The organism is Streptomyces pluripotens, from assembly GCF_000802245.2.
In the GTDB taxonomy this organism is placed as follows: domain Bacteria; phylum Actinomycetota; class Actinomycetes; order Streptomycetales; family Streptomycetaceae; genus Streptomyces; species Streptomyces pluripotens.
Genome location: NZ_CP021080.1, coordinates 253,179 through 273,839 on the forward strand (window position 1 = coordinate 253,179; position 20,661 = coordinate 273,839).

16 protein-coding genes and 1 pseudogene are annotated in these 20,661 nt (G+C 70.9%); 8 read left to right on the forward strand and 9 right to left on the reverse strand.

All coding sequences use genetic code 11. The annotated features are described in order from the left end of the window. Window positions 1–6: 6 nt before the first annotated feature. Window positions 7–861 (reverse strand): SDR family NAD(P)-dependent oxidoreductase, encoded by an 855-nt coding sequence (locus tag LK06_RS01060; protein ID WP_043405440.1) that lies wholly within the window; start codon window positions 859–861, stop codon window positions 7–9. 330 nt (window positions 862–1,191) lie between these two features. Between LK06_RS01060 and LK06_RS01065 the strand changes: the two genes are divergently transcribed. Next, window positions 1,192–2,811, forward strand: coding sequence for an FAD-dependent monooxygenase (locus LK06_RS01065; protein WP_043435075.1), 1,620 nt, complete (start codon window positions 1,192–1,194; stop codon window positions 2,809–2,811). Window positions 2,812–3,388: 577 nt separating this feature from the next. Here the strand turns inward: LK06_RS01065 and LK06_RS01070 are convergent. Continuing rightward, window positions 3,389–3,820: a subtilase-type protease inhibitor gene (locus LK06_RS01070; RefSeq protein WP_039650118.1), complete on the reverse strand. Its 432-nt coding sequence runs from the start codon at window positions 3,818–3,820 to the stop codon at window positions 3,389–3,391. Window positions 3,821–4,195: 375 nt separating this feature from the next. Here LK06_RS01070 and LK06_RS01075 point away from each other — a divergent pair. Continuing rightward, window positions 4,196–4,560 (forward strand): annotated as a pseudogene (locus LK06_RS01075) (alpha-hydroxy-acid oxidizing protein); the annotation flags it as partial. A gap of 216 nt (window positions 4,561–4,776) precedes the next feature. Here the strand turns inward: LK06_RS01075 and LK06_RS01085 are convergent. The 4 genes from LK06_RS01085 to LK06_RS01100 form a co-directional block, all read right to left on the reverse strand. Continuing rightward, window positions 4,777–6,531: an RICIN domain-containing protein gene (locus tag LK06_RS01085; protein ID WP_039650114.1), complete on the reverse strand. Its 1,755-nt coding sequence runs from the start codon at window positions 6,529–6,531 to the stop codon at window positions 4,777–4,779. Window positions 6,532–7,030: 499 nt separating this feature from the next. Beyond that, entirely contained in the window at window positions 7,031–7,408 is a 378-nt protein-coding gene (locus LK06_RS01090) for a hypothetical protein (RefSeq protein ID WP_039650112.1), read from the reverse strand. A gap of 3 nt (window positions 7,409–7,411) precedes the next feature. Continuing rightward, complete coding sequence (locus LK06_RS01095) at window positions 7,412–7,651, reverse strand: hypothetical protein (RefSeq protein WP_043435072.1); 240 nt, start codon at window positions 7,649–7,651, stop codon at window positions 7,412–7,414. A gap of 189 nt (window positions 7,652–7,840) precedes the next feature. Further along, the gene (locus LK06_RS01100; RefSeq protein ID WP_039650108.1) at window positions 7,841–8,236 is read right to left on the reverse strand and encodes a cupin domain-containing protein; all 396 of its coding nucleotides are present in this window, start codon (window positions 8,234–8,236) and stop codon (window positions 7,841–7,843) included. 53 nt (window positions 8,237–8,289) lie between these two features. Here LK06_RS01100 and LK06_RS01105 point away from each other — a divergent pair, with 53 nt between their 5' ends. Both LK06_RS01105 and LK06_RS01110 read left to right on the forward strand, forming a co-directional pair. Beyond that, entirely contained in the window at window positions 8,290–9,282 is a 993-nt protein-coding gene (locus LK06_RS01105; protein WP_039650106.1) for a GlxA family transcriptional regulator, read from the forward strand. Between the two features lie 440 nt (window positions 9,283–9,722). Further along, complete coding sequence (locus tag LK06_RS01110) at window positions 9,723–12,131, forward strand: SpoIIE family protein phosphatase (protein ID WP_039650103.1); 2,409 nt, start codon at window positions 9,723–9,725, stop codon at window positions 12,129–12,131. A 40-nt stretch (window positions 12,132–12,171) separates the two neighbouring features. Here the strand turns inward: LK06_RS01110 and LK06_RS01115 are convergent, their stop codons facing one another. Then, window positions 12,172–12,720 (reverse strand): RNA polymerase sigma factor, encoded by a 549-nt coding sequence (locus LK06_RS01115; protein WP_039650101.1) that lies wholly within the window; start codon window positions 12,718–12,720, stop codon window positions 12,172–12,174. A gap of 47 nt (window positions 12,721–12,767) precedes the next feature. Here LK06_RS01115 and LK06_RS01120 point away from each other — a divergent pair, with 47 nt between their 5' ends. The 3 genes from LK06_RS01120 to LK06_RS01130 all read left to right on the forward strand — a co-directional run bounded on the left by LK06_RS01120 (window position 12,768) and on the right by LK06_RS01130 (window position 16,486). After that, a complete protein-coding gene (locus LK06_RS01120; protein ID WP_043405450.1) occupies window positions 12,768–14,159 on the forward strand; it encodes a serine/threonine-protein kinase in 1,392 nt (463 codons plus the stop codon). Window positions 14,160–14,346: 187 nt separating this feature from the next. Beyond that, window positions 14,347–15,057, forward strand: coding sequence for a DUF4232 domain-containing protein (locus LK06_RS01125; protein WP_039650097.1), 711 nt, complete (start codon window positions 14,347–14,349; stop codon window positions 15,055–15,057). 196 nt (window positions 15,058–15,253) lie between these two features. Beyond that, on the forward strand, window positions 15,254–16,486 hold the full coding sequence (locus LK06_RS01130; RefSeq protein ID WP_043405453.1) for a lipoprotein: 1,233 nt from the start codon (window positions 15,254–15,256) through the stop codon (window positions 16,484–16,486). Window positions 16,487–16,495: 9 nt separating this feature from the next. On the opposite strand, the gene LK06_RS01135 is transcribed toward LK06_RS01130, so the two are convergent. After that, window positions 16,496–18,322, reverse strand: a complete 1,827-nt coding sequence (locus tag LK06_RS01135; RefSeq protein WP_234367322.1) for a ricin-type beta-trefoil lectin domain protein — start codon at window positions 18,320–18,322, stop codon at window positions 16,496–16,498. A 353-nt stretch (window positions 18,323–18,675) separates the two neighbouring features. Next, complete coding sequence (locus tag LK06_RS01140) at window positions 18,676–19,644, reverse strand: aldo/keto reductase (RefSeq protein ID WP_039650094.1); 969 nt, start codon at window positions 19,642–19,644, stop codon at window positions 18,676–18,678. A 139-nt stretch (window positions 19,645–19,783) separates the two neighbouring features. On the opposite strand from LK06_RS01140, the gene LK06_RS01145 reads away from it, so the two are divergent. After that, complete coding sequence (locus tag LK06_RS01145; RefSeq protein ID WP_043405459.1) at window positions 19,784–20,629, forward strand: endo alpha-1,4 polygalactosaminidase; 846 nt, start codon at window positions 19,784–19,786, stop codon at window positions 20,627–20,629. Window positions 20,630–20,661 lie beyond the last annotated feature (32 nt).

The window sequence follows — 20,661 nt, forward strand, 5'->3', positions numbered from 1 at the left end:
GGCCGCTCACCCGAAACGAGCGGCGAGCCGCCGGTAGAGTCCGGGCGCGGCGCCGCGCACCCGGGCGGGAACGCGCAGCCAGCCCGGGACGTACACCTCGTCCCTGCCCCGCAGGACGGCGGTCCGAACCGCGTCCGCCGCCCGCTCGGCGGGCACCGGTCTTGGCCATGTTCTCGTGTACGGGGCCCCGCGCCGGTCGAAGAAGGGCGTGTCGACCACACCGGGAATCACATGACTGATGCCCACGCCGGTATCACGCAGCTCGTACCGCAAGGCGTCGGCGAAGGCGGCCAGGGCGGCCTTCGCCGCGGAGTAGACGGCTTCGCCGCGTACCCCCACGCTGCCCGCGAAGGACCCGATGAGCACGATGCGCCCCGATCCCGCTGCGACCATGTGCGGCAGCAGGGCGCGCACCAGGTGCACGGTGGCCGTCAGATCGGCGTCGACGATCTCGTCGATCCGGCCGGGGGGCATACCGGTGAAGTCCCCGGCCCAGCCCACACCGGCGCCCGCCACCAGCAGGTCCAGCCGTCCCAGATGTTTCAGGGTGAGGTCGGTGAGCCGGCGGTCGGCGCCGGGCAGGGTCAGGTCGCCGGGCAGGGCCAGCGCACGGGACTGCGCGGCGACCTGCTCCAGACGGGTGACGTCACGCCCGTTCAGCACCAGTCGCCAGCATCCGTCGGCGGCCAGCCGTCGGGCCACGGCCGCGCCGATGCCGGAGGAGGCGCCCGTGACCAGGGCAGTCCCCCCGGCACCGGCCCGGCCCTCGGCGGGCCGTGGACCGGGGGCCGCCTCCGGTACGGGGCCCGTCACCGACCGGGCGCGGTTCGACGGTCCTGCGGGGGGCGGGGCATGGGACATGATGACGACCTCACTGCGACGGTATGCGCGGGCTCGCGGACTCAGGGGGCCGAACCCTCGCGGTGTATCCAGGGCGCCACAGACTGAAACACCGCGCACGGCGAAGCCCCGGCCGCGCCCTCGCGGCCACTCGAACGTGTGGACCCTGAGTCGCCGGGCCGGGCTCAGGGGGCCACGATGGAGGCGAAACGCGGAAGGGCCCGGGGCGCGACGGGAAGGGCCCGGGGACACCCGTGGCGGTCCGGGGGCCGAGGCCGGTGGAGCTGGAACCACGGCCGGGGCCGGGTGGGGCTCTGGTCGTTCGACAGGGCGCCTGGTGGGAGAGAGCGCATGACACACACCGAGGTACTGATCGCCGGAGCGGGCCCGGTCGGTCTGACCGCCGCCCTCGAACTGCGCAGGCGTGGCGTGGACTGCCGGCTGGTCGACCGGTTGCCGCAACGGCTGCCGTACGCCAAGGCAGTCGGGGTCCAGCCGCGGACCTTCGAACTGTGGGAGCGGATGGGCGTGGACCGGGCGGCCCTGGACGCAGCTGTTCCCCTGCTCGGCCAGCTGATCTATGTGAACGGCGAGGAACAGGCGCGGATCGAGTTGACGCTGCCACCGGAGGTGCCGTACCGCTTCGCATGCCTTCCGCAGTACGAGACCGAGCGCATCCTGGAGGAACGGCTGATCTGTTTCGGCACGCACGTCGAACGCGGCACGGAACTGGTCTCCTTCACGCAGGACGCCGACGGCGTCACCAGCCGGCTGGTGACCTCGTCCGGAGCCGAGACGGAGATCCGCTCCCGCTTCCTGGTCGGGTGCGACGGCGCGCACAGCATCGTACGCAAAGCGCTGGGGCTCTCCTTCGAGGGCGGCGCGCTGCCCGAGGAGTACATGCTCGCGGACGTGGAGGTGGACTGGGATCTGCCACCCGGGTACAGCCTGCGGGCGATGCACCGCACCGCCGAGGGTGAGGTGGACGACCTACTGGTCTGCATCCCCCTGCCGGGCCGATGCCGCTACCGCATGTCGATGCGTGTGCCGCCGGAACTCTCCACAGTGGGAGGGCGGGATGCGCTGGACTCGGTGGCCCACGGCATCGAGGCGGGGCACGCCCCGCGTCTGGAGCACATCCAGGAGGTCATCGACCGGCTGTCGCCCCGGTCGACGACGGCATCCGCCATGCGCTGGTCCTCGGTGTTCCGCATCAGCCACCGTCTGGTGGACCGATACGGAGAGGGTCGGGTGTTCGTTGCGGGCGATGCCGCACACATCCATCCGCCCACCGGCGCCCAGGGCATGAACACCGGGATCCAGGACGCCTGCAACCTCGCCTGGAAGCTGGCGCTCGCGGTGGCGGGCGACGCGGAACCGAAGCTGCTGGAGAGCTACGACGCCGAACGCCGGCCGGTCGGCGAGGAGGTGGTGGTGCGCACCCTGCGGCAGGCGGCGCACGGAGTGCAAGCCGACCCGGACGCACCCGAGGCGGTCATGGTGCGTGAGGCACAGTTGCTGATCGCCTACCCGGACAGCCCGATCGTGGAGCCCTCGGCATCCGCACCGGGCCCGGCCGCGGGCGACCGTGCGCCTGACTGCGGCGGCCTGCTCGACCCGATCGCGGCCTTCCCGCTCCGGCTGTACGACGTGCTCCGCGAACGCGACCACGTCCTGCTGCTCTACGCGGACTCCGTCGAGGCAACACGGGGCTTGGGGGAACTGGCGGACGAGGCAGGCCGTCTGGCGCATGGCAGGCTGGCCGTCTGCTGCGTGCTCGCGGACCGGATCGATCCTGGTGCACTGCCGCTGGCAGTGCTGCGGGACGGGCGGGGAGAGTTCCGTGAAAGGTACGTGAGCGACGGAAGCACCGCGTTCCTCGTGCGCCCGGACGGCCATCTGGGTGCACGGGTGTCGCCGACGGGGCCCGGATGTCTGTCCGCGGCCCTGGCCCGGGTATTCGCGACCTGACCGGTGGGCCGGGAGCGGTCCGCGCTCGGGACCGCGGGGCCCGGGGCACACCGGTTACGCGCATAGGCAGCCCGGGGCTCCGTTCAGGGTGTGTTTCCCCCGGTGTCCGGGGCCCGCGAGGTGCTCGCCGCGCATCTGTCGGCGAGGAGCCGGTGACCGTCGTCGGGATCGCACGAGTCGGCTGTCCGCCCGCCGGAGCACCGTCCGGCGAGGGGGTCGCTGCTGGTGGGTCACTCCGGTGGAGTCGAGCCGGGGTCGGCGCCGTGGTCTCCGCGGAGCGTTTGCGTGTCTCTTTCCGTCTCGCTCCGTGACCTTTCGGTACGGTCGCCGCTGTTCCCGCCGCGACCCGCGTCACCCGCTCAAGGCCTGAACACCGGTTGAAACCAGTTCTTTTTCGCCGCTCCCCGGGAGGTCCCCCACGGACCTACCCGGGGAGCGGCTGTGTGCCCGGAAATCGGCGGGCGGCCCCACTCCGCCCGTCGACCCCGGCGCGAGATCGCTGGTTCCCCGTCCCAGGGGCCGCACTCCCCAGTTGCGGACCTGATCCGGCGTATACGAGGACCACGCGATCCCGGTCCTAGAATGCGAAGACGCTGCCTGTCGCGTCCCGCATGCACATGTTGCCGAAGGTGCGCTCGTACGAGACGCGCTTGCCCTCCCAGACGCCCTGGGCCGTGACGACCACCGGGTCGTACAGCTTGGTGCACCACACATCAAGTCGGGGCTGCAGGGCGTCGAAGTCACCGCCGACCCAGCGCAGTTCCGCGCAGGCCTGGAACGAGGCCGGGTGGGTGCCGGAGGCCGTGGGGGCGCAGCTGAGGGTGACGGCGCGCTCCGGAGTGGCCGTGGCCGCGTCGCTGCCGTGGCCGGTGGTGAGCACCAGCGCCGAAGGGGCGTAGAGCGACGACGGGGCGGCGACCGGTGCAGCGACGGCGGTCCCGGTCAGGGGGCCGCAGACGGCGGCGGCTGTGAGGCCGAGGGCCGCTGCCCAGCGCGCGGTGTTCCGCATTGTGTGCATCCTTCCGCTCGAACAGTCAGGTGCCTGCTCCAGAGCGGTCGGCATCGGAGCGGCGAGCGCCACTCTGCCGACTCCAACGGCGAAACACACATCGAACCCATAGGTTTCAGTAACATTTCGTGTTGAATCAGTGGCGTGAAGTTACGGAAATCGAACGCCGTAACCCTGGAACTGAGCGGTTTCCGCTCCCAGCGGGCTACCGAATGGCCGAAAATCAGCGCTTTGTTAATCGTCCTGAAACATTCCAGCACCGACCACACCCAACCCCTTCATGACTCCTCGTGTTCATGAAACGATCACCAGAGTCAGGTGGCCGCCAGGGGCCCACTGCGGGCCTACTCGTCGGTATCGCCGGTGCTCAGGCAGCCGGCGAACGCACGGCTCACGGAGGACGCCAGGGGCCTGGTGGTCTCCGACCGTGGCGACCGGCAAGTGGCCGCCTCGGTCGCGGCGGCCGACGTGCCACCTCGGGTGGCAGAGGCGATCGGCGACCGACTGACGGTGCTGTTCGACAGCGGTGTGCGCACCGGTGACGACGTGCTCAAGGTCCTCGCCCTCGGTGCGCGTGCAGTACTGCCCGGACGGCCGTACGTCTACGGACTCGGCCTGGACGGACAGGCAGGTGTGGAACAGTCATCCACTGTGTGCCGGCGGAGTTGGACCTGCCCCTGGCACTGTCCGGGCACCCCGGACTCGGTACGGTCACAGCGGCCGACCGCGTGGCGGACCCCGCTTGCCCCTCACCCACGGACCGTGGTGGGCCGATCCCTCGGGGGTGTTTCGACGGTCCTGTGCGGTGCCCGCGACGTCGGGTGCGTGCTCTCGGCGTGCCGGACGAAAGCCCCCGTACTGGACGCACTTGGGGTTTCGGCCGGTGCGGCGAGCGTGCGTGCCGGGCGCCGCGGGCGCGGTGCGGGATGTTCGAACCACCCCCTGACAACGGGGGACTAGGCGTACCGGTCCGACCGCTCCGCCGGTTGCACGAAGGGCCCGTTCGTGCCGGCGATCGACACGGACCGCGGGCTCGCCGACGGCGGATCGGTCAGCCAGCGCTGGCCCGCGGAGCGGTCCCGGACCTTGACCACGAGGTCGGCACCGGGTGTCACGCCGGCGTTGGCAAGCGCCAGCTCCTGGTCCCAACGGGGCAGCAACTCGCCCTGAGGGGTGAGGTCGTAGCGCACGTCGTCGCCCCGGGTCGAAGCGGTGCCGGTGCATCTGCCGAGGATCACGACGCCGGCGTCGGCGTGCGAGTCCAGACACAAGCCCGAATCAGCCGAACTGCGCAGCAGTCCGCCGGTCTCGTACGCCCACCGCTGCGTGACGGCCGAGGAGCAGTCCGCGAGAACCGCGCTCGCACCGACCTCGGGCCTGCCCTTGATGTCCAGGCACAGACCTGCGGCGGCGTTGCGCAGCCGGGTCGGACGGCCGGTGGCGGGCCGGACCGCCCAACCGGGAGCCGTCGCGGTGGCGGACGGGGACGGGGCGCCGGCGCTGGTGGGGGAGGCGACCGGACCGGTGCCGGATCCGCCGTGCGGCCACACGTTGATCACGAGGGCAGCCGCCAGAAGCCCGGCCGAAACCATTCCCACCCCGATGAGCAGCATTCTGGATGACCGTGCTGGGCCAGGCTCCCCGAGCGGCAGGCGGGCGGCTGTGCGGCCGGCTGTGGGGGCGAAAGGTCCAGGGGCACCGTCGCTCTGCCCCAGGGCGCGGTGCGCGGCGGCCGGGGCTCGCGACTCGGTGGTGCCGTCACCACGCCGCAGCACTCGCGGCAGCAGGGCACGGGTGAGCAGTCCGGGCTTCGCCCCGCCCTGGCGGCGCCCGCCGGAGCCCCGGGAGCCGCCAGGGGTGCGGGTGGGATCCAACTGGCGGCGACCGGGGCGCGAGTCGAGGTAGCGGCGGGCGCCCCAGCCGAGGACCGCCTCGGCGAGCAACACGCCCAAGGCCGCGTCGGCTTGACCCAGTTGCTCTGCGGCGTGCCGGCAATAGACACAGCCGACCAAGTGTTCCTGGACGTCAGGCAACAAGGCGCCGCCCCGGCGGAGTGGAGCGTCGAGCAGACGGTTGTAGTAGCGGCATTCCTTGCTGGGCGCGAGTTCCCGGTGGGCGCACACCAGGCCCTCCCGGAATTTCTCACGCGCCCGTTCGAGCGCGGTCGTCGCGCTCTCGTCCTCCATGCCGAGCAAGTCGGCCGGAACGCTGACCGGTTCGGCTTCGACCTCGATATGCCACAGCAGCGTCCGCTCCGGCCGGGCAAGGCCGTGGAACGAGTGGTCGGACAAGGCACGGTTTTCCGGTATCAGTGTCCTCGCGGCGCGCATCCCCCGGCCTCCGGCCGGCTTTTCGAGCCCGGGCAACACGGTGGCGATCCGGTCCGCGCGGGACCAGTTCACCACCGTGTCCCGGACGGCCACCAGAAGACGCGGCCGGAGCGCCTCGCCGGACTCGCCGAGAGCGAGCCGGTCGAGTACCTGGTGGAAGGCGGCGGCGGTGACCAAGTGGGCGAGCGGCCCGACGACTGCCAGGCAGATGACGGCGTAGTCCTGCACCGGCTCCCAGTGCCGGGCCATCAGAAGCGCGGCGGACCGGGAAGCCTCCGCATCGGAGCCGGCGCGCAGCGGACCGGCGATCAACTCGTCCGATTCCCTGGGGGCCTTGCCGGACGAAGGATGGGGGGAACGAGGGGGGTGGGGGGTGAGCACGGAACGGGTTCCTTTAGTGCTGTTTGGTGCTGTTTGGCGCTTGGTGTAATGGCACGCAGGGCGGTGCGAACCCCGGGTGCGCGGGAGCGGGAACGCACCGGCGCCCGACCGGGCCCGGTTTCTCAACTCCCGTGAAAACACGAGGCTTTACCGCAGTGCAACTGCTGCAACCCTTGCACAACTTCCACATGGGCAACAAGGCTCCCGTACCACACCCACGGGTTAGGGAGGAAGTCGGAAATACGGCGGCGGACCGGTCCGGTGGGCCCACTGCACTGTGACGGGCACCCCGTGTGAAACGTGCGCACGCGCCGAGGGCCCACGCACGCTCCCGGTCCACGGCGCCCGGTGGTGAACTGGTCCCCGGCCCTCTCGGAAGGCCCCGCGCGGAACGGCGGCTCTCCCGCGCGCGACCGGCCGCCGGCCCTGTTCGTCCGCCCTCGGCCGGCGGCCCCGGCGGCTTCCCCCGCCGGCCGGGAGCGGGTCTCGAAGCCGTGTGTCAGAGCTGCCAGGAACGGAGCCGCTCGGCCGCGCCGTACACGTCAGCCTTACCGGAGACAAGGTCGCGGGCGAGATCGACGAGCGCCCCGTAGGGCGGGTCGATGCCTACGCCGCTGACGAACATGTAGGCCACCGCGGTCGCGCAGGCGAAGCGGGCATTGGCCGCGGGCAACGGCTTGAGCACGGCGAGCGCGTGCAACAGGGCGGCGGCCCGCCAGGCAGGGTCGGAGTCCACGCCGAGCCGGGGCGGGTCCACCCGGTGCCGCGCGACGGCCGCGACCAGCGCGGAGAAGTCATCCACAGCCGGCTGGTCGGGCAGGACCTCCTCATGCCGCTGGAGCAACCACGGAACATCAATGTGGATGGCGGAGGACATTGCTCAGGCGGCCTCGCCCTTGGCGGGGGGCTCGTCGTCGGGAAAGGCTGCCGCGAACTCCTCGGCGTGGGCGGCGAAGAAGTGCCGGAAGGCCTCGGCGCCCTCCTCCAAGGCCCGGTGCCGGGCGATGTCGGCGGCAGCCGCCTCACGCACGAGAGCCTTCATGGACGTACCGCGCTCCTTGGCGATCCGCCGCAGGTCCGCTAGTTCCCGTTCGCTGAACTCCACGTTGAGAGCAGGCATGGGCCACACCGTACCGTGCGGGTACTCAACCGTAAATACCACCAGGTCAGTGCGGGCTTGACGCGGTACCTGCCGACCGGGAGCACCCTGTCCGGTTGCCGTGGTCCGGCTCGGCAGTGTCCCCTTCGCCCCCTCCAGGACGGGCTGCCGGCGCCCACCAGCGCTCGCCCTGGAGGGGGCGAAGGGGATTCAGAGGTCAAGCGCGTGCCCCGTCGTCGCGTCAACGTGGTCGGGGACCTCGCCGTGTCGCTCACCGACCGTAGCGGTCCCGGTGGGCTCGAACATGAGGATCGCGGCGCCGGTGGGCGCGTACGGCTTGTGCTCGGTCCCCCGCGGAACGGTGAAGACCTCACCTTTCGTGAGCCGGACCGTGCGCTTTCCGGCCGGCTCACTCAGGCAGATGCGCAACTCCCCGTCGAGCACCAGGAAGAACTCATCGGTGTCGTCGTGGACGTGCCAGACGTGCTCGCCCTCCACCTTGGCGATGCGCACGTCGTAGTCGTTGACGCGTGTGACGATGCGGGGGCTCCACAGCGCGTCGAAGGAGGCCAGGGCCTTGCCGAGGGCAATGGGTTCGCTGCTCATGGAGTGCATCCTCGCCGGATGGGCGCGGCCCGTGTGAGTGCTAGGAATTGCACATGCCGATGGAATCCTCGCACGTCGCCCACACGGCGGGCCCGCACCGGGTCGTCGTGATCGTGGACGAGAACTCGAACCCCTTCGAGCTCGGCTGCGCAACCGAGGTCTTCGGCCTCCACAGGCCCGAGATCGGTCGCAGCCTGTACGACTTCCGCCTCTGTGCGCCCGAACCGAGCGCGCTGATGCGTGACGGCTTCTTCACCCTCACGGGAGTCGCCGGGCTGGAAGCCGCCGACTCAGCAGACACCTTGATCGTCCCCAACCGGCCCGACATTGATGTGCCCCGCCACCCGGCCGTACTCGACGCCGTCCGGCGGGCGTGCGCACGCGGTGCGAGGCTGGTGGGCTTCTGTAGCGGGGCCTTCACCTTGGCCGAGGCCGGGGTCCTCGACGGGCGACCGGCCACCGTGCACTGGCAGTGGGCGGACTCCTTCCGAACCCGCTTCCCCACCGTCCGGCTCGAACCGGACGTGCTGTTCGTCGACGACGGTGACGTCCTCACCGCCGCGGGGAGTGCCGCAGCTCTCGACCTGGGTCTGCACATCGTCCGACGGGACCACGGCGCGGAGGTCGCCAGTTCCGTCAGCCGGCGACTTGTCTTCGCCGCACACCGTGACGGCGGGCAACGACAGTTCATCGAACGCCCCGTGCCCAAGATCCCCGATGAGTCCCTCGCGCCCGTTCTGGCCTGGGCACAGGAACGGCTGGACGCTCCGCTGACGGTGGCCGACCTGGCGGCACGGGCCTCGGTCAGCCCTGCGACACTGCACCGTCGCTTCCGAGCGCAACTGGGCACGACACCACTGGCGTGGCTCACCGGGGAACGCCTGACCCTGGCATGCCGGCTGATCGAGCGGGGTGAGTCGCGCTTCGAGACGGTCGCGCGGCGCAGCGGGCTGGGCACCGCCGCCAACCTGCGCGCTCTGATGCGCCGCGAGACGGGGCTCGCTCCATCGGCGTACCGACGCCGGTTCGGCCCGGGGACGGACTGACCGGCGGCCTTCCGCTTGGGTGGCACCGTGGCCTCCGGCAGGAACGACGCGGTTCGGCGACACCGTAGCCCCCGGCGGGACCGACCCGGCTCCGCACGGGAACGCTCGACGAGAGCCGGGCAGCCAGCGAACGCTCGGCGAAGACCGGGCGGCCAGGCTCGAACCGACGAAGACAGCTGTCCCCCGGAACCGGGACCGGTGGCGATTGATCATGGATGGACAGATTCCCATGTTCCTGTGCCGTGTGATCGCCAAAGCCCGGACGGGGCGGCCGTACCCGGTGGCGCACCCGCCGGTTCTCCCCGTGACCGCTTCCCGGTCATGACCGGACCTCCGGCCACGCCACCGGGGTCGCCGCTCATAGGAGGGCGTGAAGCACTACGCTGGTACAGACGTTATGCCACCTGTTCACTGTGAGTGTGCGCTTGGGAGCGGCGACGATGAGCCGGGTCTATCCGTTCGACGACGCGGCGACGGCCCGGGCTGTCATCAACGACGACGGAACGCTGGTGGAGTGGAACGACGGCGCGCGGCGCCTGCTCGGCCACCCGGCGGACGAGGTCGTGGGCCGCCCTGCCGTCGAACTGTTGGCCGAGTACGGCGCCCCGGCCGTGCCTTCGGGCACGCGCTGGGACGGAACGGTCGGATTGCGCCACCGTGACGGCCACACCCTCGCGGTCTGGCTGCTCGCCCATCACAGGCCCTCACACGACGACCGCCCCGGTGACTGGCTCGTGGTCACCCCGCTGACGGGTGCCGAGCCGCCTGCTGCGGACGATCTGCCGACCAGGGCGGGCCTGATCCAGTCACCGTGCGCGATCGCCGTGTTCGATGACGAACTGCGGCTGCGCCAGATGAACAACGCGATGGCCGACGTCATCGGCCTTCCGGAGAAGCGGGTGCGGGGGCTGCGCCTGGCGGAGATCGACGGCAGGCCGCAGAGCGAGGAGCTGGAGCGGAACATGCTCCTCGTGCTCACCACGGGCCGTCCGATGGATGTGGAGACGTCCATGCCAGCCAGCAGCGAGCCCAGGGCGCACACCTGGCTCGCCCGTATGGCCCCTGTCGTGGACGCACAAGACCGGATCCGGGGCGTGTCTCTGGCCGGGCACGACGTCACGGAGAACCGCCGGGCCCGGCAGCGGTTGCAGGTGGTGAACGAGGCCAGCGTGCGCATCGGCACCACCCTCGACGTGACCCGGACCGCTCAGGAGCTGGCGGACGTGTGCGTGCCCGTCCTCGCCGACTTCGTCACCATCGACCTGCTCGATCCCCACGAGCAAGGCGGCGAGCCCCCGGCACACATCACGGCACCGGTCACCCTGCGCCGGTTCGCCCACCAGTCGGTGCTGCGGGGGGTGCCGGAAGCCGTGCTGGAGCCGGGCGAGACGCAGGAGTACCCGCCCCATTCCCCGCAGGCCGACTCCCTCACCGCCGGTCACACCATCATCACCTCGATGACCGCGGGCAACATGCAGCAGTGGTTGACGTGGAACACCACGCGCGGCGAGCGGGTACGCAGGTTCGGCATCCACTCCTCGATGTCGGTGCCGATCAGGGCGCGCGGGCTGACCCTCGGTGTCGCGGTCCTCACCCGCCACCAGCGCCCGGACTCCTTCACCGCCGACGACAGGCTGCTGGCCGAGGAGATCACGGCCCGGGCCGCGGTCTGCGTCGACAACGCCCGCCGCTACTCACGGGAGCGGGAGACCGCCCTCGCGCTACAACGCAGCCTGCTGCCGCGCACCCTGCCGCGCACCGCAGCGCTGGAGGCGTCCTCCCGCTACCTTCCGGCCGCACGGGCCGGGGTGGGCGGCGACTGGTTCGACGTGATCCCGCTGTCCGGAATGCGGGTCGCGATGGTCGTCGGAGACGTCGTCGGGCACGGCGTCCGGGCGTCGGCCGCCATGGGCCGGCTGCGCACCGCCGTACGCACCCTCGCCGACATCGACCTCGCCCCGGACGAACTCCTCACCCACCTGGACGACCTGGTGGTGCGGCTGTCGGAGGAGTCCGGCGGCGACGGTAGCCCTGGCGAGGTCGGTGCGACCTGCCTGTACGCCGTTTACGACCCGGTATCACGGCGCTGCACGCTGGCCCGCGCCGGCCACCCGCCGCCGCTGCTGCTACGGCCGGGTAGCCGGCCCCAGCAGCTCGATCTGCCCGCCGGCCCGCCGCTGGGCCTCGGCGGCCTGCCGTTCGAATCCGAAGAGCTGGAACTGCCCGAGGGCACCGTCCTCGCCCTGTACACGGACGGTCTGGTGCAGTCCCGGGAGCCGGACGTGGACGCCAGGTGGGCGCTGCTGCGCGAGGCCCTCGGAACGAGCGCGGACTCCCTGGACGGGACCTGCGACCGGATCCTGCACGCCCTGCTGCCGCACGGGGACGCCGCGGACGACGTGGCGCTGTTGCTCGCCCGCACCCGGGGGCTGCCCGCCGCCCAGGTGGCGACCTGGGACATCCCCGCCGATCCGGCGCTGGTCGCGCCGGTGCGCAAACAGGTGGTGCACCAGCTGGCCGACTGGGGACTGGGCGAGACCGCGTTCACCGCGGAACTGGTGGTCAGCGAGCTGGTCACCAACGCCATCCGGTACGGCTCGCACCCGATCCGGCTCCGACTGATCCACGACGCCACCACGCTCATCTTCGAGGTGTCCGACACCAGCCACACCGCTCCGCACCTGCGCCGGGCCAAGACCTTCGACGAGGGCGGCCGGGGCCTGCTGCTGGTGGCGCAGCTCACCCAGCGGTGGGGCAGCCGGCACACCGCAGAGGGCAAGACGATCTGGGCGGAACTACCGCTCTACGAGCCCGAGGCACACGACACGTACGACGAGCACGACGCCTAGCTACGCCTAGTGCCGCAACAGGCACTGGGTGAGCAAGTGGTCAGCCGGCCGCGAGCCAGGGCCGCACCTGCTTGCGGGCCTCGTGCAGACGCGACTTGAGGGTACCGAGCGGGACACCGACGCGTTCGGCGACCTCGGCGTAGTCCAGCTGGCAGATGTCCCGGTAGACCAGTGGCGCGACCAGATGCGGTCGCTCCCGCTCCAGGCGGTCCAGCGCCTCCAGCAGATCCACCCGAGAGCCGGCGATGACGCTGGTGGTACGCGGGTCGACCACGTGCGCGGGCTCGATGGTGGCGGGCTGTTCCGCAGCCCTCCGTTTCAGTTCCCGGTACTTCTGCCGGCAGCAGTTGGCGATCACCGTGTACAGCCAGGTGCCGAAGCGGCTGCGGCCCTCGAATCCCGAGATGTGCCGGGCTACCTGTACCAACACGTCCTGGGCGGCCTCCTCGGCGTCTTCCCGGCAGGGCAGGAAGCGCCCACAACGACGCACGACCTCGGGTCGGATCTGGGCCAGCAGCTGCTCCAGGGCCGCGCTGTCGCCGGCGGCGGCACGACCGGCGAGGTCTTCCAACGGCGCCAGGTCCTGCACGGACGGGCCCCCCTTCGCATTGATCTCAGGACAGGCATGATAGTCGTATGCACTCCCTGGAGAGGATCGGCCGCTACCACCTCGAACGGCCGCTGGGTACCGGCGCCTTCGCCACCGTGTGGCTCGCCCACGACCCCGAGCTCCATGCCCCGGTGGCGGTGAAGGTCCTCGCCGAGAACTGGGCGCACCGGCTCGACATCAGGGAGCGCTTCCTGTCCGAGGCGCGACTACTGCGCCGGGCGGGCTCCAGTCGGGTGGTGCAGGTCTACGACATCGGAGACCTCCCCGACGGCAGGCCGTACTTCGTGATGGAGTACGCCGACGGCGGCACCCTCGCCGACCTGCTGGCCTCCGGCCCGCTCGCGGTGTCGGACGCGCTGGTCCTCACGGCCGAGGCCGCGCGCAGTGCCGCCGCGCTGCACGAGGCGGGCATCGTCCACCGGGACATCAAGCCGACCAATGTGCTGCTGCACACCGCCCCGGACGGCACCCGGCGGGTATTGCTGGCCGACTTGGGCCTGGCCAAGAGCCTCGCCCAGGCCTCCGGGCTCACTCTTGCCGCGGGCTCGGCCGGCTACCAGCCGCCGGAACAGGCCCAGCCCAGCGTGGGCATAGATGAACGGGCCGACGTCTACAGCCTAGGCGCGGTCGGCTACGAACTCCTCACCGGAACCGTGCCGGGTCCGCCGGGGAAGACCGTTCCGCCGGGGCGACTGCGGCCGGAGGTCGGGGAGCCCGTGGAGCGGGCGCTGCTGCGCGCGCTGGAGCCGGACCGGGCTCGACGCTGGCCGGGCGCACAGGCGTTCGCTCAGGAACTGGACCGGCTGGCAGCGGGCCTGTCGGCCCAGTCCACGCGGCGGCTGGACGGCGTGCGGGGCAGGCTCAGCACCGTGACGCTGGCGCTCGCCGCGATCCTCACGGCCGCGTCCGCCGCGGTGGCGACGACGGTGGTGATCCAGCGGGGCAGCACGGTGGCGTCCGAGACGCGCGTCTCGGACGCCACCGGACGGGTCACCCTTCGGGTGCCTGCGGACTGGGGCCGCGCACTGCGCGACTCGGGCTGGAACCCGCACGCTCTGGGCCTGGCGACGGGACACGAACCCGGGCTGGTGATCGCCGACGACCTGACCCGGTGGTCCGATCTGAGAGCCGCCGTGAACGGCGTGTTCGTCGGCGTCAGTGAGCACGGCGACGTCACCGCGCGGGTACGGGACCTCGCGCACCCCGACTGCCACTACTCCGGCAGCCGCACGTTCGCCGGCGCCGACTGGCACGGCCTGGTCCGGGCCTGGAGCGGCTGCCCGGACGGCGGCTCGGTCACGGAGTCCGCGCTGACCCCGGCGGGCAGCTCCCAGCAGCCGCAGGTGTACGTACAGGTGCGCCAGCAGGGTGCCGATGACGCCACCGAGGGTGTACTCCGTTCGCTGCAGGTGACCTGAGGGGTGCCTGCCGATGGTCAACGCGGGGAAAAGAATCCCGCGTGTCCCGAACTTTTCCAGCTTCCGCCGCATCGGAATGTGACGACGGCGCACCCGGCGCCGCAGGCACGCGCTCCCCCGCGTGCCCGAAGAGCCGTACGAGGATCCACGCGAAGATCTTCAAAGAGACCCAGGAGCGTTGAACGACATGGCGTACACACCACGGTCCGCCCGGCACGGGGCCCTGCTCGTGGGCACGGTCGCCGTGCTGGGCCTCCTGACCGCCTGCGGCAACGGCAACGGTGCCCAGACCAGCCCACCGGTCACTGCTTCCGGTACCGCCGCACCCGCGGCGGACGACACCACGAGCCCGGCGTCCGGCACGACGTCCGCAGGCGCCTCACCCCCCACCTCCACCCCCGTCGGCACCACCACGGCCACGGCCTCGGCCCCGGGGACGACCACCTCCTCGGGCAGCGACACCCCTACGACCTCGGCGAATTCCCGCTGCCACACCTCCGAACTGCGCGCCGCCGTGGGCCGTAACGACCCCGGCGCAGGTCAGGAGAACTTCCCGGTCGTGCTCACCAACAAGTCCGCCCGTACCTGCACCGTGCACGGCTATCCGGGCTTGGCCTTCGTGAACGCCTCCGGCACCCAGCTCGGCCCGGATCCCGAGCGCGAGTCGGGTTCCCCGACGACCATCACGCTCAAGCCGGGGCAGAGCGCCTGGGCCGGACTGACCTTCTCCAACCCGGAGATCAGCGGCGCCAGTACGGCCACGCCGACCGCGCTGCTGGTCACCCCGCCGGACGAGCGGGACCACCTGCAGGTGGCGTGGGCGGGGGGAGCGGTGCCAGTCTCCGGGAACTCCTCGTCGGTCTTCCTGACCGTGCTCAGGCCCGGCACCGGTCCCTGAGCAGCTCGGTCCCCCTGACGAACCCCGCTGGCCGGCATCCCGGGCAGCGGGGTTCGTCATGAGTGCGCCACAACTGTCACAGGACGGCAACAGGCACCGTCGGCCGCGACCCTCCGCGCCCCTTGCGCCATCGAACCCGTCGACCACACAGCGAGCAGGCCCCGCCCGGGCCGCGACGAGGAAATCGAGGACAAGCATGAGCGGGATCACACGCAGACGGGTGCTGACGGCGGGCGCTGCGGTGGGCGCCCTGGGCACGCTGGCCGCCTGCTCCTCCGGCACTGGCCTCGAGATCAGCGGACCAGACGGGGCACCAGGAAAGGGCACCGCGCAGGCCCGACCGGCGAAGCTCATCGGTGACGGCTCCACGGCCGACACCGGCGCCCAGCCGCACCAGCCGCTGCCAGCCCGGCTGAAACCGGGCCGGCGGCCCCCGCAGTTCGTGGTCTTCTCCTGGGACGGTGCCGGCGAACTGAGCAACAAGTTGTTCTCCCGTTTCCGGAGGGTGGCCGCCGACCACGGCGCCGGCATGACCTTCTTCCTCAGCGGCATCTACACGCTGCCCGAGTCCAAGAAGCACCTGTACCGCCCGCCACAGCACCCGGTCGGTGCCTCGGCGATCGGCTACCTCTCCGACCGGCACATCCACGCCACCCTCCAGCAGGTGCGCGCGGCCTGGCTGGAGGGGCATGAGATCGGCACCCACTTCAACGGGCACTTCTGCGGCGCGACCGGTGTCCGCAACTGGTCTCCGGCCGACTGGCGCAGCGAGATCGAGCAGGCCGTCAACTTCGTGACGAGGTGGAAGACCAACACCGGCTTCACCGACCTCGAACCGCTGCCCTTCGACTACCGCAAGGAGCTGATCGGCGGCCGCACCCCCTGCTTGGAGGGCCAGTCTCACCTGCTACCCACCGCCGCCGCCCTCGGCTGGAAATACGACGCCAGTTCCCCAGGCGGTCTGCAGATCTGGCCCAGCAAGGTCCAGGACGGCCGGATCTGGGACTTCCCGCTGCAGTCGATACCCTTCTCCGGGCACTCCTTCCAGGTGCTGTCGATGGACTACAACATGATGTTCAACCAGTCCGGCGGAAACCCGCTCGGCGACCGCGCGCACTACGATGCCTGGCGCGCCCAGGCCCGCGACACCTACCTGGCCGGCTTCCGGCGTGCCTACGAAACCAATCGCGCCCCCTTGTTCATAGGCAACCACTTCGAGCGCTGGAACGGCGGCATATACATGGACGCGGTCGAGGAAGCCATCGGGACGATGGCTTCCTACGAGGACGTACGGTTCGTGTCCTTCAGACAGCTCGTGACCTGGCTGGAGGCACAGGACCCGGCGGTGCTGCGCAAACTTCGCACGCTCACGCCCGGGCAGTCACCGACCGGCGGCTGGGAAGAGTTCCTGAGCCCGACGGGCGGCTGAGCGCCCGGGTCAGCGCCGCCGGTGCCGGCCCCCTCGATGTCGCCCGCCGCTGTTCGAAACGCAGTCGTGAGAGGTGACGGGGCAGCGGACGGCGGTGGCGGACGGCGTGGGCGCCGGGTCGGATTGCGTCACCGCAGCCGTCGGGGCCGCAGACCCCGAGGACGTGGCAGCCGGGGCGCTGGACGGTTCGCCGGGGCGTGATGACGAGGTCCTATGGGCGTCCCAGTTGACGTTCTGCATCCGCAGATCGGGGCGAGCGGCGTCGATCTCCCAGCGCTGGGCGGCGCCGGGAGTGCGGATCTTGAGGACGAGGGCACCGGAGCCGTCGGTGGCAGCAGGGGCGAGCGCCAGCTTCTGGTTCCAGCGGGCCACCAGATCGCCCTGCGCCGTGAAGGCGTAGCGGATGTTCGCGGCGGCCTTGCCCGTGACCGCACAGGGGGCAAGGCGGACCGAATAGCCAAGGTGGGAGTCCAAGCACAGGTCGGGGGCGGCGGAGTTGCGCAGCAGTCCGTCGGTCTCGTACGTCCACTTCTGGCTCGGTGCCGTGGAGCAGGTGGTGAGTTGGGTCTCGGCGCCCTGGACGGCCTGCTCACCGACAACCCCGGCGCACAGCCCGGAGGCGAGGTTCCGCAGCCTGCCGTGCAGAGAGCCGTGGCCGCTGCCGTTCACATCGGCCCAGGAAGCGCCAGGAGAGGGCGAGCCAGGTACCCGAGACGAGGAGCTGCCCGGCCTGGGAGCCGGGCTCCCACCGGAGCCGAGGAGCGACCACAGCAGCAGGGGGAGCACGATCAGGCCGCTAACGGTGACAACACCCGCGGCAAGGGTGCGGCGCCGGGCACGGCGGGCCGCACGGTGTGCGATCCGGCGGGATGCGGCGGTTGAGGAGGCGCGGGCGACGCCTGTCCGTCCGGTGGGTTGACCACGGAACCCGGTGGCCCTGCGAGCACCGGACGTACCGGGGTGAACGACCTCGGTCGGGTCGGTGGAGCCCACAGGTGCGAAAGGCTCACCGCCCGAAGGCCCGACGGCGGCGGGGGCCGGTTCGGCCGGACGCTCGGCGCGGCTCGCCCGGGACTCCGCGTACCAGCGGGCGCCCCAACCTAGCACCGCCTCGGCGAGCGCAACGCCCAGCCCCGCGTTGAACTCGACGAGTTGACCGGCGGTCCGGCTGCAGTGTGTGCAGCGGGCCAGATGCTCGCGCAGGTCCGCGTCGATGTCGACGCCACCGCGCCGGAAGGTCACATCAAGCATGCGCCGATAGCTCCGGCACTCCGCCTCCGGCGCCAGTTCGCGGTGCACGTGAAGGCATTCCTCGCGCAACCGCTCGCGGGCCCGGTGGAGTTCGGCACGGACGTCCCCCTCGTCCAGACCGAGCAGTGCGGCCGGAACACTCAGGGGTTCGGCCTCGACCTCGGCATGCCACAACACGGCGCGGGAGGTCTGCGGCACCCGCTGGAACGCGCGGGACAGCAGCCGCCGACCGGGCGGCGGCTGCAGCCGGGCGGTGGCATGCGAGCGCAGCCCGGGATGCAGCAGTTCCCGGCGGCCCTCGGCATCCCACTCGGCTGCGATCCGGCGGACGGCGACCAGCACTTGGGGCCGCCAGGCCTTGCTCGGCCCCGTATGCCGGAGTGATTCCCCGAAGAGCCGGGTGAAGGCGGCGGTGGTCAACATGCCGGCGGCACGCGGGCCGTCGGTGCACAGCCGGGCGTAGGCGAAGGCCGCTTCCCAGTGCCGGTCGGAAAGTTCACCGACAGAATCGAGGGCGGGTGTGGTTCCCGTCCACTTCTTCAGTTCGTCGCTGAGCAGTTCATCCGACAGGCCTGCCTCATTCACGACTGCATTCCTCCAGACGCGATACGGAATTAGTCCGTACCAGGCGGTGCGGGAAGGCGGCGGGGCAGCTCGAACGACCACCTGAGGCGGCTCTTGTGAAGCGTGAACGGTGTACGAGGAGCGGCCCGACGCAAACAGGGTGAACGTAGTGCGACTGCGCGCCGACAGCGCACACTTTTACACAACACCGCACGTGGGAACAAGGGATCTTGCGGTACTCGACTCCGCGAGTAATTCCCCTTATTGACATGCCGTCAATTGAAATCCCCTTCTTCCCATTGCCACCGTTCACTCAGTGGCCGGCGCCGGCCCGTGCGGTACGCGGCTCGCACCGCACGGGGCCCGGCGGCGACTCAGTGGCCGCTGATGGCACGCGGGGTGTAGGACTGCTGCAGTTCCTCGATCTCCTTGTCGCTCAGCTCCAGTTCGACGGCGGCCACCGCGTCCTCGATGTGCCGCGGCTTGGCCGCACCGACAATCGGTGCGGCCACGGTGTCCTGGTGCAGCAGCCAGGCGAGGGCCACCTGGGCAGGGGACACGCCACGGTCACCGGCGATCCGCGTGACGGCCTCGACGATCGCGCGGTCACCCTCCAGGTACAGCTGATCGCCGAAACTGTCGGCGGCGCTGCGCCGGGTGACCTTGCCCCAGTCACGGGTCAGCCGTCCACGGGCGAGCGGACTCCACGGCAGGACACCAACACCCTGGTCCGCGCAGAGCGGCAGCATCTCCCGCTCTTCCTCGCGGTAGAGCAGGTTGTAGTGGTTCTGCATGGACACGAACTTCGTCCAGCCGTGCCGCTCAGCGGTGTACTGCGCCTTGGAGAACTCCCACGCGTACATCGAACTCGCCCCGATGTAACGGACCTTGCCTACCCGCACCAGGTCGTGCAGCGCCTCCATGGTCTCCTCGACCGGAGTCGCGTGGTCGTAGCGGTGGATCTGGTACAGGTCGACGTAGTCGGTGCCGAGGCGGCGCAGGCTGTGGTCGATCTCGCTCATGACGGCCTTGCGGGACAGCCCGCCGCCGTTGGGCCCCGGCCGCATGCGGCCGTGCACCTTGGTGGCCAGCACGATCTCGTCGCGGTCGGCGAAGTCCCGCAGGGCCTTGCCGACGATCTCCTCGCTGGTGCCGTCGGAGTAGACGTTGGCGGTGTCGAAGAAGTTGATGCCCGCCTCCAGCGCCTGTCGGATGAGCGGGCGGGAGGCTTCCTCGTCGAGTGTCCATGCGTGCGTGCCGCGGTCCGGCAGCCCGTAGGTCATGCAACCCAGACAGATCCGCGAGACGTCCAGACCCGTGGAACCGAGCTTCACGTACTGCATCGTTGCTGCTCCTGCCTTCGGGGCGATGGTCACGGCCGAGCCTACGATGTGTCCGGGCCCCGACTTGACGACTTGAGCGTACGGGCGATTTGATCCTGAGTCGTGCCGCGCCGCCCGGCGTGGGCAGGATGGAGCGGACTTGCCCCCCACGGGTGTTTTCCGCGTCGGGGGTTCCCGAACGACCCCAGGCGCCTGGTCAGCCTTGGCCATCGTTATCGCCGCCCTGGCCGGCTGCGCTTCCGGCGGCGCAGGGAAGGGCAGCTCGCCAGAGCCGGCGGCCGTGCGGCTGCCGCCGCGTCACGCCGGATTCGACTACCAGATCGGCGGCGCCTATCCCCCGCCGAAGGGCGTGCGGATCGTCAGCCGCGACCGTTCCGACTCCCCCGCGCCCGGCCTGTACAACATCTGCTACGTCAACGCCTTCCAGGCCCAGCCCGCCGAACGCTCCTCATGGCCGCCCGACCTGCTGCTGCGCGACGCGCACGGCAAGGTCGTCATCGACGAGGACTGGAACGAACCGCTGCTCGACCTCCGCACGCCGGCCAAGCGGACGCGGATCGCGAAGCGGGTGAACCGGTGGATCGACGGCTGCGCGGAGAAGGGCTTCGACGCCATCGAGCCGGACAACTACGACAGTTACACCCGTTCCCACCACCTGCTCACCGCCGATGAGGCGACGTCCTTCATCATCCTGCTCTCCCGGCATGCACACGCCCGGCATCTGGCCATCGCGCAGAAGAACACCGCCGAGCTGGCCGGTGAACACGAGCGCACCGGCCTGGACTTCGCAGTGGCTGAGGAATGCGGGCAATACGACGAGTGCGGGGTGTACGCCAAGGCGTTCGACGACCGGGTGGTGGACATCGAGTACACCGACGGAGGCCTGCGCTCCGCACTCGCGCACTGGGGCAGCCGGCTCAGCATCGTCCGCCGCGATCGGAACGTCTCCACTCCGGGTACAGCCGGGTACGTCCGCAAGGCCTAATGTCCTGAAGATCTTGGGTCCTGGCCCCGCAC